General features: G+C 69.8%; 14 protein-coding genes and 1 tRNA gene. 8 read left to right on the forward strand and 7 right to left on the reverse strand.

Translation table 11 applies throughout. The features are described 5' to 3' along the window. Window positions 1-2: 2 nt before the first annotated feature. The 3 genes from AC5RVZ_RS13305 to AC5RVZ_RS13315 all read right to left on the reverse strand — a co-directional run bounded on the left by AC5RVZ_RS13305 (window position 3) and on the right by AC5RVZ_RS13315 (window position 1,160). Complete coding sequence (locus tag AC5RVZ_RS13305) at window positions 3-461, reverse strand: DUF6069 family protein (RefSeq protein ID WP_494066229.1); 459 nt, start codon at window positions 459-461, stop codon at window positions 3-5. Next, entirely contained in the window at window positions 439-879 is a 441-nt protein-coding gene (locus AC5RVZ_RS13310; protein ID WP_494066230.1) for a hypothetical protein, read from the reverse strand. The genes AC5RVZ_RS13305 and AC5RVZ_RS13310 overlap by 23 nt, the downstream gene beginning before the upstream one ends. Window positions 880-1,019: 140 nt before the next feature. Continuing rightward, window positions 1,020-1,160: a hypothetical protein gene (locus AC5RVZ_RS13315; protein ID WP_494066231.1), complete on the reverse strand. Its 141-nt coding sequence runs from the start codon at window positions 1,158-1,160 to the stop codon at window positions 1,020-1,022. A 92-nt stretch (window positions 1,161-1,252) separates the two neighbouring features. On the opposite strand from AC5RVZ_RS13315, the gene yczR reads away from it, so the two are divergent. Further along, a complete protein-coding gene (gene yczR, locus AC5RVZ_RS13320) occupies window positions 1,253-2,701 on the forward strand; it encodes a MocR-like transcription factor YczR (protein ID WP_494066232.1) in 1,449 nt (482 codons plus the stop codon). A gap of 196 nt (window positions 2,702-2,897) precedes the next feature. On the opposite strand, the gene AC5RVZ_RS13325 is transcribed toward yczR, so the two are convergent. Beyond that, window positions 2,898-2,981: transfer RNA gene (locus AC5RVZ_RS13325), tRNA-Leu, on the reverse strand. 157 nt (window positions 2,982-3,138) lie between these two features. Between AC5RVZ_RS13325 and AC5RVZ_RS13330 the strand changes: the two genes are divergently transcribed. From AC5RVZ_RS13330 to pknB, 7 genes are all read left to right on the forward strand, one after another. Further along, a complete protein-coding gene (locus tag AC5RVZ_RS13330) occupies window positions 3,139-3,882 on the forward strand; it encodes an FHA domain-containing protein (protein ID WP_494066233.1) in 744 nt (247 codons plus the stop codon). Continuing rightward, the gene (locus tag AC5RVZ_RS13335; protein ID WP_494066234.1) at window positions 3,879-4,409 is read left to right on the forward strand and encodes an FHA domain-containing protein FhaB/FipA; all 531 of its coding nucleotides are present in this window, start codon (window positions 3,879-3,881) and stop codon (window positions 4,407-4,409) included. The genes AC5RVZ_RS13330 and AC5RVZ_RS13335 overlap by 4 nt, the downstream gene beginning before the upstream one ends. 18 nt (window positions 4,410-4,427) lie before the next feature. After that, complete coding sequence (locus AC5RVZ_RS13340; protein ID WP_494066235.1) at window positions 4,428-5,666, forward strand: PP2C family protein-serine/threonine phosphatase; 1,239 nt, start codon at window positions 4,428-4,430, stop codon at window positions 5,664-5,666. Then, on the forward strand, window positions 5,663-7,075 hold the full coding sequence (locus tag AC5RVZ_RS13345; RefSeq protein ID WP_494066236.1) for an FtsW/RodA/SpoVE family cell cycle protein: 1,413 nt from the start codon (window positions 5,663-5,665) through the stop codon (window positions 7,073-7,075). The genes AC5RVZ_RS13340 and AC5RVZ_RS13345 overlap by 4 nt, the downstream gene beginning before the upstream one ends. Before the next feature lies 1 nt (window position 7,076). After that, window positions 7,077-8,531: a peptidoglycan D,D-transpeptidase FtsI family protein gene (locus tag AC5RVZ_RS13350; protein ID WP_494066237.1), complete on the forward strand. Its 1,455-nt coding sequence runs from the start codon at window positions 7,077-7,079 to the stop codon at window positions 8,529-8,531. Next, the gene (locus tag AC5RVZ_RS13355) at window positions 8,528-10,264 is read left to right on the forward strand and encodes a serine/threonine-protein kinase (protein ID WP_494066238.1); all 1,737 of its coding nucleotides are present in this window, start codon (window positions 8,528-8,530) and stop codon (window positions 10,262-10,264) included. The genes AC5RVZ_RS13350 and AC5RVZ_RS13355 overlap by 4 nt, the downstream gene beginning before the upstream one ends. A gap of 64 nt (window positions 10,265-10,328) precedes the next feature. Continuing rightward, entirely contained in the window at window positions 10,329-12,038 is a 1,710-nt protein-coding gene (gene pknB, locus AC5RVZ_RS13360) for a Stk1 family PASTA domain-containing Ser/Thr kinase (RefSeq protein WP_494066239.1), read from the forward strand. Window positions 12,039-12,059: 21 nt separating this feature from the next. On the opposite strand, the gene AC5RVZ_RS13365 is transcribed toward pknB, so the two are convergent. The 3 genes from AC5RVZ_RS13365 to AC5RVZ_RS13375 are packed head-to-tail and all read right to left on the reverse strand — an operon-like array spanning window position 12,060 to window position 13,700. Beyond that, window positions 12,060-12,701, reverse strand: a complete 642-nt coding sequence (locus AC5RVZ_RS13365; protein WP_494066240.1) for an anthranilate synthase component II — start codon at window positions 12,699-12,701, stop codon at window positions 12,060-12,062. 10 nt (window positions 12,702-12,711) lie between these two features. Then, the gene (locus tag AC5RVZ_RS13370; RefSeq protein ID WP_494066288.1) at window positions 12,712-12,900 is read right to left on the reverse strand and encodes a hypothetical protein; all 189 of its coding nucleotides are present in this window, start codon (window positions 12,898-12,900) and stop codon (window positions 12,712-12,714) included. Then, a complete protein-coding gene (locus AC5RVZ_RS13375) occupies window positions 12,900-13,700 on the reverse strand; it encodes a class E sortase (protein WP_494066241.1) in 801 nt (266 codons plus the stop codon). The genes AC5RVZ_RS13370 and AC5RVZ_RS13375 overlap by 1 nt, the downstream gene beginning before the upstream one ends. Window positions 13,701-13,720: the final 20 nt, after the last annotated feature.

The raw sequence follows: 13,720 nt of genomic DNA on the forward strand, positions 1-13,720 counted from the left end.
GGTCACGCGTTCGAGCGGCGCGCTCCGCGTCGGTCGAGGGTCGTGCGCCGCAGCAGCACGATGAGGATGAGCCCGCACACCACATGCATCCAGGCGAGGCTGACCCTCGTGGCGGCCGTGGCATCCAGAAAGACGAGCGGGACGAGCGACGCCACGAGCACCGCGACCGAGAGCACCGTCCAGGTTCGGCGGGGCCGGCTCGAGTAGCGGTCGAGCAGTGCCACGACGCCCCACGCGCCCAGCGCGAGAGGCAGCGCCCTCAGGACCGTGAGCAGGATGCCGATGTGGATGGTGCCGACGGCCGGGCTCGTCACATCGAGCGACACACGACAGTAGGAGCAGGCGCACGCCCCCGCAGTCGCCGTCAGACGACGGTCGAGTCGATGCGAGACGTACGGGTGGGTCGCTGCCGTCGCTGGTGAGAGCCGATTCGCGTCGTCAGCGGGTGCGGCGTCGTGCAACCGCTGCCCACACCGCCGTCGAGACGAGCGCGATCATCGCGAGTGCACTCGTCGCGTACAACGGCCGAGCCCACGGTGAGTAGTCGGCGCCACCGATCCCGTACGTGTCGGCAAGGCTCATCCCCGGACCGAACGACGCGGCGAAGTAGGCCAGGGGCCCGAAGGCGATGATCGACAAATATGCGAACACCATGCCGAGAGGCGTCACGTCGGAGCGGGTCAGTGCCGCAACAAGGAGAAAGAGCGCAAGCAGGGGACCGATGGTCAGGATGCCGATAACCAGGGGGGTGTGCATCGATTCGCCGGCTGCGGCCATGTCTTCCCAGATCTGGTCGATCTGCAGCCCCGGCGCGGCAGCACGTGGGTTCAACCAGAGGATCTGCGCGAGGGCGAGCAGCGAGTACGCGACGATGAGCACGGTCCCTACACTCGCGATCAAGCCGGACCGATGACGTTCTCGCCGCGAAGCTTCCATGAATGCACGCTAGCTGCGGAGCGTGGTTTCGCGTCGAACGAGTTCTCGTTCTGCAGCACGCGATCAATCGGCGCGAGCTGACCTTACGGCTCCGGCGTCCTGCTGTCGTAGTAACGCCTCGTCGGTCGTCGACCGGGATCGTCGCGCAGCACGACGCGAAGGGTCACCGCGATCTCGACGACCAGGATGATGCCCACCACGACGAGCACTCCCACCTCAGCCATTGCAGCGCCTTTCGCCGTCCAGTTCCTGCCAATGTCGAAGAGAACCGCAGAATGGGTGGCAGCCGCGCGGTCCAGTTGCGCATGCTGGACCCATGTCAGCGACAGGACCTCGCATCTCGGCCCGTGCGCTGCTGTCGATGACCGGCGACCTCGGCACCGAATCGATCGCTTACGCCGAACTGGCAGGTCGCATCCGCGTCCTCATCACCGACGGGCGCATCCCCGTCGGCACGCGTCTGCCGTCCGAGCGCGAGCTGGCAGCGCACGCCGGGCGCAGTCGCACGACCGTCGTGGCGGCCTACCAGGAGCTGCGCGACAGCGGATACCTCCTCAGCCGGCAGGGCTCCGGCAGCCGCGCGACCCTCCCCCATCTCGCCGACGTGTCGAAGCGGACAGGAGGCTCGGTCAACTTCGCGGGCGCCGTGCCGCCCCCGGTGGACGGTCTGCGGGAGCTCATCGCCGAAGTGACCAGTGATCTGCCTGACATCACGACCTTCCCCGGCTTCGACCTGCTCGGCAACGACGGATTGCGGCAAGCCATCGCCGACCGGTACACGCAGCGCGGCCTACCCACATCGCCGGACCAGGTTCTCGTGACCACCGGGGGGCAGCACGCGATCGCTCTCACCGCGCATACCCTCATCCACCGGTCCGACATCGCACTCGTGGAGTCGCCGACATATCCGCACGCGTACGAGGCGTTCCAGCGCGCGGGCGCACGGATGGTCGCCACGCCGATCACCGTCGAGGGCTGGGACATCCCGCACCTGCTCGCGACCATCCAGCAGATGCGGCCGGCGGTCGCGTATCTCATCCCCGACTTCCAGAACCCCACCGGCGTATCCATGGACCCGGAGGATCGGGCGCGTCTCGTGCAGGCCGCCCGTTCCGCCGGCACCACCCTCGTCATCGACGAAGCGACCGTCGACCTCAACATCGACCGCGACTGGGACGACGGCCCGTTCGCTCGCCACGCCGCCCGCAGCGCCGGACCCGACGGCTCCGGCGTCATCACCCTCGGATCGCTGTCGAAGTCCATTTGGAGCGGTCTGCGCATCGGGTGGATCCGCGCCGACGAAGCGGTCATCCGCCGCCTCGTGCAGGCCCGCCCCGCGGGGGACCTCGGCACACCGCCCATCGAACAGCTCGTCGGCGAGAAGGTGCTGCGCCGGATGGACGAACTCGTCGTCGGACGGCAGCGGATGCTGCGCGAGCACCGGACGGTGCTGAGCACCTCGCTGCGCCGCCACCTCCCGCAGTGGAGGACACCATGGCCCGACGGCGGCATGTCGCTGTGGGTGCAGCTGAACCAGCCGGCGAGCTCGGCGCTGACATCGATCGTCCGGGCGCGCGGGATGTCACTCGTCCCGGGTCCGAAGTTCTCCATCGACGGGTCCCTCGAGCGCTTCCTGCGGCTTCCGATGACGAGCCCCGCCGACGAACTGGATCGCGGGGTGAGGATGCTCGCCGACGCGTGGGCGCAGCTCGGCGCGAGAGCGCCCATGCCGGCGAGTGACCGGCTCGCTACGTCAGGAATCTGAAAAGGGCCCCCTTCCGGGAGCCCTTTTCACGATCGCTGTGCGCGAGGGGGGAGTTGTCCCCACCGCCCCTCCACACGCCGCTGACGCGTCGCGCGGAGCCTCCGGCGGCGTGGGCCCACCCCGAGGAGATCCGCCGCCTCCCCTCGAGCGCAAAAAGGCTCAGAGGGCCCCTAACGGGACCCTCTGAGCCTTGCTGTGCGCGAGGGGGGAGTTGAACCCCCACGCCCTTTCGGGCACTGGCACCTGAAGCCAGCGCGTCTGCCTATTCCGCCACTCGCGCGAGTCGCGGCATCCGAGGATTCCGCGAAACTCAACTTCCCGAGGATATCATGCGACGCGGCAGCAGCCGAACTCGCCCGGTCGGACGGGGATTCATGATCAGTCCAGGCTGTGCAACTAGCATGTAGCAACCGGCACCCCCGCCCCCGAGGAGCCCCGTGGGACTACTTGACAGCTTCGAGAAAGGTCTCGAGCGCGCTGTGAACAGCGCCTTCGCGAAGACCTTCCGCAGCGGCATCCAGCCCGTCGAAATCGCGTCGGCGCTGCGCAGCGAACTCGACAAGCAGGCCGCCGTCGTCGCGCGCGATCGCATCCTCGCGCCCAACACGTTCACCGTGCGACTCGCGCCCTCCGACGACGACCGGATGTCGGCGCTCGGCGACGCGCTCCGCCACGAGCTCGACACGCTGGTCCACAAGCACGCCAAGGCCCAGGGGTACTCGTTCGCCGGTCCGGTGTCGATCTCGCTCCAGCGCGACGAGCAGCTCTCCACCGGCACGCTGCGCGTGGAGTCCTCCACCGCCCAGGGCGGCAACGTGTCGTGGCGCGGCGTCGTCGACGTGGAGGGCCGGCGCATCCCCCTGACGAAGTCCCGCACGGTGATCGGGCGGGGCAGCGACGCCGACATCACCATCTCGGACGCCGGCACCAGCCGGAAGCACGTCGAGATCCTGTGGGACGGCGAGCGCGCGATGGTCCGCGACATGGACTCCACGAACGGCACCTCGCTGGACGGCCGCAAGATCACCGAGGCGGCCCTTCCGCCGGAGTCGACCGTGACGATCGGGCGCACCGACATCGTGTTCCGCGTCGTGCCTCAGGCGGCGCCGCCCAAGCCCCGCATGTCCGCAGAGGACGCCACCCGCGCGTTCGATCTTCGCGACGGAGGGCCGCTCGCATGAGCGAACTGACCCTGCTCCTGCTGCGCATCGGGTTCCTCGTGGTGCTGTGGGCGTTCGTCTTCGCCGTCATCTATTCGCTGCGCGCAGACCTGTTCGGCGTGAAGGTGCGGAAGCTGCCGGATGCCCCGGCCCCGGCGGCAGCCGGATCGCCGGCCCCCGCACGGCCCTCGTCGGCCACCGCGCCGTTCACACCCGCGCCCGCGCCGTCACCGGCTGACGGGCCGGCGACGACCACGACGGCATCCCGCATCGTGATCACCAGCGGCCCCAAGGCCGGCCTCGAACTGCCCCTCGGGAACGAGTCGCTCACGATCGGCCGGTCCAGCGAGTCGGGCCTGGTGATCCGCGACGACTACACCTCCAGCCACCACGCCCGCCTGGTGCTGTGGGGCGACCAGTGGATGATCCAGGACCTCGATTCCACCAACGGCACCTGGCACGACGGCACGCGCGTCACCTCGCCCGTCCCGGTGAAGATCGGCGCCCCGATCAAGGTCGGCGCGACGACCTTCGAGCTGCGGAAGTAACGGGCGGATCCCTCAGGCATGGTCTTCCAGGGTTCGAGCGCGGCGATCTCGCACACCGGCAAGGTGCGCTCCAACAACCAGGACTCCGGATTCGCGGGATCGAACCTGTTCGTCGTCGCCGACGGCATGGGCGGCCACGCGGGCGGCGACGTCGCCTCCAGCCTCGCGATCGCCCGGCTCGAGGAGCTGGACGGGCCGTACGACTCGCCCACGGCCGCCGAGGCCGCCCTGCGCGACGCGATCTCGGACACCGCGGTGCGACTGATCGACACGGTGAACGTCAAACCCGAGCTCGCCGGCATGGGCACGACCGTCAGCGCGCTGCTCATGGTCGACGACTACGCCGTCATCGCCCACATCGGCGACTCGCGCATCTATCTGTACCGCGACGGCGCGCTCACCCAGATCACCACCGACCACACCTTCGTCCAGCGCCTGGTGGACTCCGGGCGCATCACACCGGAGGAGGCGCGCTACCACCCGCGCCGGTCCGTCCTCATGCGGGTGCTCGGCGACATGGATGCCGACCCCGAGATCGACACGTTCATCATGCCCACGCAGCCGGGCGACCGCTGGCTGCTGTGCTCCGACGGCCTGTCGGGCGTGGTCGACGACACGCACACCGCGAAGGCGCTCGGGCAGGGTCTGGCGCCCGGGCGGACCGCCGACATCCTGCTGAAGCAGGCGCTCGACGGCGGCGCTCCCGACAACGTCACGATCGTCATCGTCGACGTCGGCGGCCACCATCCGCTGTTCTCGGGCACCCCGACGATCGTCGGCTCGGCTTCCAACCCCAGCGGCGTCGAGGTCCCGGCGGCGCGTCCCGGCCGCACCAGCTGGCTGCATCCGAACCGTCAGGCCGCCAACGAGCCGACCCACTACGAGCCGTCGTCGGACTTCCTCGAGGAGCTCATCGAGGAGGACCGTCGTCGGGCGCGGCGCCGCCGCGTCGGCTGGATCGCCGGCGTCCTCCTCGTGCTCGCCCTCCTGGCGGGGGCGCTGTGGGTGGGCTACCAGTGGACGCAGACGCGCTACTACGTCGGCGGCGACGAGGACACCGTGGTGATCTACCGCGGCGTGCAGCAGAACATCGGCCCCATCTCACTGTCCACGCCGTACGAGGACACGGAGATCCCGCTCGACTCGCTCTCGGACTTCGCCCGCGCCACGGTGGAGCAGACGATCTCGGCGAGCTCCCTCACAGATGCGCGCCGTATCGTGACGAGCATCGAGGACACGGCGGGAGGAGGCCGATGAGCAGCGCATCCACGAGATCGGCGGCACCCGCCACGGGCACGGTGTCGGCCGACACCGCGGTCGTACGCGCACTCCGTCGGATCCGCGTGCCGCAGACCCAGCGCAACCGCGAGCTGGCGCTGCTGCTGTTCGTGTTCGCCATCAACTGGTCGGCGATCGCGCTCGTGCAGCTGGGCTCGGAGGGAGCGATCGACTGGACGTTCCTCGTCTACTGCGGCAGCCTCACCGCGCTGGTGCTCGCGCTCCACATCCTGCTGCGACTGCGCGCTCGCGACGCCGACCCCTTCGTGGTGCCGATCGCGACCCTGCTGACCGGCATCGGGCTGGCGATGATCTACCGCCTCGACCTCGCGCGCGACCGCCACGGCTGGGATGCCTTCTCCACGCGCCAGCTGGCCTGGGGCGCCATCGCCCTGGTTGCGGCGATCGTCGTGGTGCTCCTGATGCGCAACTACCGCGTGCTGTTCCGGTACACGTACATCTTCGGCTTCGCCGGCATCCTGCTGCTGGTGCTGCCGATCATTCCGGGCCTCAGCGGCGGCGGCAACGCCGACGTGTGGGTCGACGTGGGCTTCTTCACGTTCCAGCCGGGTGAGCTCGCGAAGATCTCGCTGGCGATCTTCTTCGCCGGCTACCTGGTTCGCACGCGCGAGAGTCTGACGTCGACGGGCACGCGCTTCCTCGGCATGACCTGGCCGCGTGCGCGCGAGCTGGGTCCGCTGCTGGTGATCTGGCTGATCTCGCTGGGCATCATCGTCCTGCAGCGCGACCTCGGCACGGGCGTGCTGATCTTCGGGATGTTCGTCGCGATGCTCTACGTCGCCACCGGCAAGACCAGCTGGGTGCTCATCGGCGTCGTGCTCGCCGTCTCGGGCGCGCTCCTGGCCTCGCGCGTGCTGCCGTACGTGGGGGGCCGCTTCGCGAACTGGCTGGATGCCTTCAACCCCGAAATCGTCGCCCGCGATGGAGGCAGCTACCAGCTGGTGCAGGGCATCTACGGGCTCGCACAGGGCGGCCTGATCGGCACCGGTCTGGGGCAGGGGCGCCCGTACATCACCCCGGTCGCCGAGAGCGACTACATCCTTCCCGCGCTCGGCGAGGAGCTCGGCCTCGTCGGCGTCTTCGCGATCCTCTGCCTCTACATGGTGTTCACCAGCCGTGGCATCCGCATCGGCCTGGCCGGTCAGGACGACTTCGGCAAGCTCCTGGCGACGGGACTGTCGTTCACCATCGCCCTGCAGGTGTTCATCATGGTGGGCGGTGTGACGCGGCTCATCCCGCTCACGGGTCTCACGACCCCGTTCCTCGCGGCGGGCGGATCCTCGCTCGTGGCCAACTGGATCATCGTCGCGCTGCTGCTGCGGATCTCGGATGCCGTCCGCAGTCGTCCCCGGGTGGTGATCGGCTGATATGACCAAAGAACTCCGCCGTCTCAGCATCCTGATGCTGATCATGTTCCTCGCCCTGTTCGGCTCGACGAGCTGGATCCAGGTGGTCCAGGCCGATCAGCTCGCCCGTGACTCGAACAACACCCGGGCGCTCTACGACTCGTACGAGGTGCAGCGCGGGTCGATCATCGCCAGCGGCGCGGCGATCGCCTCGTCCGTGCCGTCGAACGACGTCTACAGCTGGCAGCGGCAGTACGCCGACGCCGACATGTGGGCCCCCGTGACCGGCTACATCAATCCCGCCCTCGGTGCGGCCACCGGCATCGAGCAGGCCATGAACGGCGCGCTCAGCGGCACGGCGGGCTCGCAGTTCTTCTCCCGCATCGAGCGCATCTTCACCGGCCAGCCCCCGCGGGGATCGAACGTCGTGCTCTCCCTCGACGCCAACGTGCAGCGCGCCGCCTATGAGGCGCTGGGCGACCTCGAAGGCGGCGTCATCGCGATCGAGCCCGACACCGGTCGGGTGCTCGCGATGGTGACGAGCCCCAGCTACGACACGAACCTGCTGGCCGGGCACCTGACGGGAGAGGTCAACGCCACGTACGATCAGCTCGAATCCGACCCGGCCAAGCCGCTGTGGAACCGGGCGATCGCCGGAAACCTGAACCCGCCCGGCTCGACGTTCAAGCTCGTCGTGGTGTCGGCTGCGCTCGCCTCGGGGAAGTACACGCCGCAGTCGACGCTGCCCAACCCGGCGTCCTACCAGCTGCCGCAGTCCAACAGCGTCGTGCACAACGCCGGCGGTGGGACGTGCGGACCGGGAGAGACGGTGACGATCGCCGACGCGCTGCGACTGAGCTGCAACATCCCGATGGCGGAGCTCGCCGTCCAGCTCGGCGACGACGCCATCCGCGAGGAAGCCGAGAAGTACGGGTTCAACAAGTCGTTCGAGCTGCCGCTGACGTCGACGGCCTCCAGCTACCCGCGCGGCCTCGACGACCCGCAGACGGCCCTCACCGGGTTCGGCCAGGGCCAGGTCATCGCCACGCCGCTCCAGATCGCGATGGTGTCGGCCGGCATCGCCAACGGCGGCGTCGTGATGAATCCGCGCATGGTGGACCGGGTCATCGGACCCGACCTGTCGGTGCAGCAGACGTTCGACGACACCGAGTTCGGGCGCGCACTGGACGAGGACCTCGCCGAGCAGATGGTCTCGATGATGGTCGCCAATGTCAGTGACGGCGCTGCGTCGGGTGCAAGAATAGACGGGGTCGACGTGGCCGGAAAGACCGGCACCGCGGAAAACGGCGACGCTCCTTACTCGCTGTGGTTCACCGGGTTCGCACCTGCGGAGAACCCCGAGGTCGCCGTGGCCGTCGTCGTCGAGAACGGCGGCGGGCAAGGGCAGTCGGGCAGCGGCAACACCATCGCCGCTCCTATCGCGAAGAAGGTCATGGAGGCGGTGCTGGGCAGATGAGACCGACGCAGGGCGTGACCTTCGGCGGCCGTTATGAACTCGACTCGCGCATTGCGATCGGCGGCATGGGCGAGGTGTGGGAGGCGACCGACCACGTCATCGGACGGACGGTCGCCATCAAGATCCTCAAAGACGAGTACATGGGGGACCCCGGCTTCCTCGAGCGCTTCCGCGCCGAGGCCCGACACGCCGCCCTGGTGAACCACGAAGGCATCGCCAGCGTCTTCGACTACGGCGAGGAGAACGGCAGCGCGTTCCTGGTGATGGAGCTGGTGCCCGGCGAGGCGCTGTCGACCATCCTTGAACGCGACGGCTCGCTCTCGACCGACAAGACCCTCGACATCGTCGCGCAGACGGCCGCCGCCCTGCAGGCCGCCCACGCCGCCGGTCTCGTTCACCGTGACATCAAGCCCGGCAACCTGCTCATCACGCCCGACGGCCGTGTGAAGATCACCGACTTCGGCATCGCGCGCATCGCGGACCAGGTGCCGCTGACCGCGACCGGTCAGGTCATGGGCACGGTCCAGTACCTTTCGCCCGAGCAGGCCTCGGGGCACCCCGCGTCGCCGGCCACCGACATCTACTCGCTCGGCATCGTCGCGTACGAGTGCCTGGCCGGCAAGCGGCCGTTCACCGGCGAGTCGCAGGTGGCGATCGCGATGGCGCAGATCAACGAGCAGCCTCCGCCGCTGCCGCCGACGGTGTCGCAGCCGGTGCGCAACTTCGTGATGGCGATGATCGCGAAGAAGCCCGAGGAGCGCCCGGCCTCCGCGGCGGCGGTGTCGCGTGCCGCGACGGCGCTGCGACGCGGCGACCTCACCGCGGCGACGGCCGCGGTTCCCGCCATCGCAGCCGGCATGGCCGCCGGCGACGAGGCGACGCAGCTGCTCGCCGCCGGCGCCGCCACGGGTGCCGCCACGCGGCTGCTTCCCGCAGCCGCCGCCGGCGAGGATCCGGTCGGGGCCGACGAGCCGCCGGCGGAGAAGAAGAAGCGCAGTCCGTGGACGTGGCCGCTCATCGCCCTGATCGCGCTGCTCCTTTTGGTGCTCCTCGGCACGCTCTGGGCGGTCATCGCCAACCAGGGCCAGCCCGAGCCGACCCGCTCGACGAGTGCGCCAGCGCCGACCCGCACGGCGACGACGACGCCCACGCCGACCCCGACGACACCCGAACGCGTGAACGTGAACGCGCTGGGCCTCGAGGGCATCACGTGCGACCAGGCTCGGGCGATCCTCGACGAGAACAACCTCGTCGCCAGCTGCACCGCCGGGAACGCCGCACCGACGGCCGAGCAGGAGGGGCTGATCTACAACGTCGATCCCACCGGCCGCGTGGAGCTCGGCACCACGATCAACCTGACGACCTACGGTCCTCAGGTCGCCATGCCGACGCCGACGGCGCCCGCGGTGGATTCCGCGACGGTGCAGCCCGGCGGCACGCTGAACGTCACGTGGCAGGGCTACACCTGCCCGCCGGGGGAGGGGTCGCCGAGCGCGTACAACTTCACCACGTCGATCGGCACGTTCCCCAACGGTCAGTCGAGCTCGTCCTTCGGCTCCTCCGAGCGGTCGACCCAGATCGAGGTGCCCGAGAACGTCACGAGCGGCACGGTCATCGTGACCTACACCGTGACGTGCACCGGCGGCCCGTCCGGCGACCGGACGTCGGGCCCGTCCGGTGAGGCCACCTCCACCATCCAGCCGGCGGACCCCACTCCGGTGCCGACGCTCTAGGCGTCATCCGGAGTCGCGCGTTCGGCGGGAGCCGTGCGCGCTCGGTTAGTCTGGCTGAGGTTCCATGCAGGGAGAGACTGTGACAGCTGAGGCGCGCGTGCTTTCGGGACGCTACCGCGTCGACGAGCCGATCGGTCGTGGCGGCATGGCGAGCGTCTACCGGGGGTACGACCTCACGCTGGGCCGCGAAGTCGCCATCAAGATCCTCGACCGGAACCTCGCCGACGACAACGCGTTCCGCACCCGGTTCCGCCTCGAGGCGCAGGCCGCCTCCCGCATGGCGCACCCCACGATCGTGCGCGTGTACGACGCGGGCGAGGACGCCGTCACCGGCACCGACGGCGTGACCCGGCCCGTTCCGTTCATCATCATGGAGCTGGTCAAGGGCCGCCTGCTCAAGGAGATCATCGCCGCGGGCCCGGTCCCCGTCTCGGATGCCGTCCGCTATGTCGACGGCATCCTCGAGGCGCTCGAGTACTCCCATCGCGCCGGGGTCGTGCACCGCGACATCAAGCCGGGGAACGTGATGGTCACCGACGCCGGCCAGGTGAAGGTGATGGACTTCGGCATCGCCCGCGCGGTGTCAGACAGCTCCTCCACGGTCGCCGAGACGACGACGATCCTCGGCACCGCCGCCTACTTCTCGCCCGAGCAGGCCAAGGGTGAGCCGGTCGACGCCCGCGCCGACGTCTACTCCACCGGCGTGGTGCTGTACGAGCTGCTCACCGGACGCCAGCCGTTCCGCGGCGAGTCGCCGGTCGCCGTCGCGTATCAGCACGTCAGCGAGGCCCCGGTGCCCCCGTCCGAGGTGAACGAGATCGTTCCCCGGGCGCTCGACGCCGTTGCGCTTCGCGCACTCGCCAAGGATCCGTTCCAGCGCTACCAGGACGCCGCCGGCTTCCGAGAGGCGTTGGATGCCACCATCGACGGGCGCCAGCCGACCAAGCGGCAGGTGGGCGCTCTCACCAGCGAGCTCTACGGTCCCAACCCGCGTCAGGCGGCCGAGACCGCGCGGTCCCTGCGTCAGCTCAGCACCGACACCACCATGAAGCGCACGCAGGCCGGTCCTCCGGTCGCGTGGATCTGGGCCGGCGTCGGACTTCTCGCCGTGCTGCTCATCTCGCTGCTGTTCTGGGTGCTGTCGATCCAGCCGCGCGAGGACGTGCCCGCCAATGCGCGCATCGTGCCGAACGTGGCGGGGATGACGTACGAGCGGGCCAACGAGGAGCTCGCCGACGAGGATCTGCTGGCCATCCGCGTCGACGAGGAGAACGCCGACGTCGCCGAGGGCAACGTCATCCGCACCGACCCGGCCGCCGGCGAATCGGTCAACCCCCAGCAGGAGGTGCGCGTCTACGTCTCCGCGGGTCAGGAGATGGCGACGGTCCCGCAGCTCGAGGGACTGGGGCAGGATGCCGCCATCCAGGCGCTGGAAGCGGCCGGCCTCACGCTGGGGACGATCACGCAGCGCAATGACCCGGCCCTGGCCGGCGGCACGGTGATCTCCGCCGATCACGCCGCCGACGCCGAGGTGCCTGTCGGCACGACCGTCAACCTCGTGGTGGCATCCGGTCGCGTGACGATCGCCGATGTGCGCGGCTACACCGTGGAAGCGGCGACGCGCGAACTCGAGGAGGCCGGGCTCACCGTGCTGACCCAGGAGGACACGGCGTGCCCGGCCTCCGCACCGCCGACCGTCGCGTCGCAGTCGCTCGCGCCCGGCGACGTGCCCGTGCACTCCGAGATCACCCTCACCTTCTGCTCGGGCTCCTAGCGAGTCCGCGGGCGAAGGCGGTCAGGCACCGCGAGCGCGGTGCGGGCTGAGCGACGCGCCACGAGCGGCGGCATCCGCATAGCCGAGGCTCGCAAGCCAGTTGCCCAGCAGGCGGTAGCCGCCTTCGGTGAGGACGCTCTCGGGGTGGAACTGCACCCCATGGATCGGGAGGCTGCGGTGAGAGACGCCCATGACGACACCGCCGCCCGTCCAGCTCGTCCGAGCGAGCGCTTCGGGGAGCGTCTCAGGCACGATCGCGAGGGAGTGGTAGCGCGTCGCCACGAACGGGTCGGGAAGACCGTCGTACAGCGGGCCTCGCGCGTGGTGCACCTGCGACGTCATGCCATGCATCAGCTCGGCGGCGTGGTCGACGGTCGCGCCGAACGCGACGCCGATCGCCTGATGTCCGAGACACACGCCCAGCAGCGGGACGCCGCCGGTCGCGGCGGCGCGCACCACGTCGACGGAGGCGCCGGCGTCCTCGGGCGCGCCGGGTCCGGGTGACACGAGCACGCCCGGGCGCCCCGCGATCGCCTCCGCCGGGTCGCTGATCGCGTCGGCCTCGACGAGCTCCGTGGCGGCGCCGAGCTCATGCAGGTAGCCGACCAGCGTGTGGACGAAGCTGTCGTGATTGTCGACGACGAGGATCGGCGCCGTGGTCATGAGGACGGCCTCACACCGGGAACGACGTGCCGGAAGGGATGCCGAGCGACACGGTGACCTCCTGCGGGTTGACGAACTGACTGACCCACGGGAACACGTAGAAAAGCAGGCCGTAGAGGACCGCGGCCAGCAGGACGAGGACGATGAGCAGACGCACCCACCAGGGACCGGGAAGGACTCGCCACAGCGCCGCGTACATCAAGCCACCGCCTCGAGGGATGCCGGCTCCCCGGCCGCGCGGGGGGTGAAGGACTCGAACACGCCGTACGCGACGATGCGCTCGGCGAGGGAGTACATGGGGCTGCAGCTCGTCAGGGTGATGTAGGCCGTGCCCGCCGGCACGTCCATGCGCTGCGGCACGGGCAGAAGCACCTCGACCTCGTCGGGCGTCACGTACTCCAGCGTGCGGAAGCGGTAGGTGTACCAGCCGTCGGGCGTCTCGACCACGATGGCGTCCCCGATACGGAGCTCGGCGATGCGGTTGAAGGGCTTGCCCCACGTGGTGCGGTGAGCAGCGAGAGCGAAGTTCCCGGTTTCGCCCGGCATGGCGGTGCCCGGGTAGTGGCCGATGCCGATCGTGTCCAGCGTTCGCGCGCGCGAGACTCCGCCCGCCATGGGGACGGCGTAATCGTCGCCGAAGCGGGGGATCCTCATGACGGCGAACTCCTGCGCGTCCGCCGGCTCGGGAAGGATGATCGGCTCGGCCGTGACGGGCGCGTCGGCCTCCGGCTCGGTGCTGGGGGCGGCGGCCTCATACTGCTGCGCCCACTGCTCCGACAGCTCCTGACCGGTGGCGTTGCGCTGGGCACCGTAGATGAGGTCCCCGACCCACAGCTGCCAGACGACGTAGAGCAGCACGATGACCCCGGCGGTGATGAGCAGTTCGCCGATCACCCCCACCACGGACGTGCGACGGCGCGGACGCTCAGAGGCGCTGCGACGTCGCGCACCGCCCACTGCCGCAGCCCCTGCCGGGGCGGCGCCGACCGCGTGATCCACAGCGCGATTCTAGTCAGCAC

The organism is Arthrobacter sp. Cza30 (assembly GCF_059090765.1).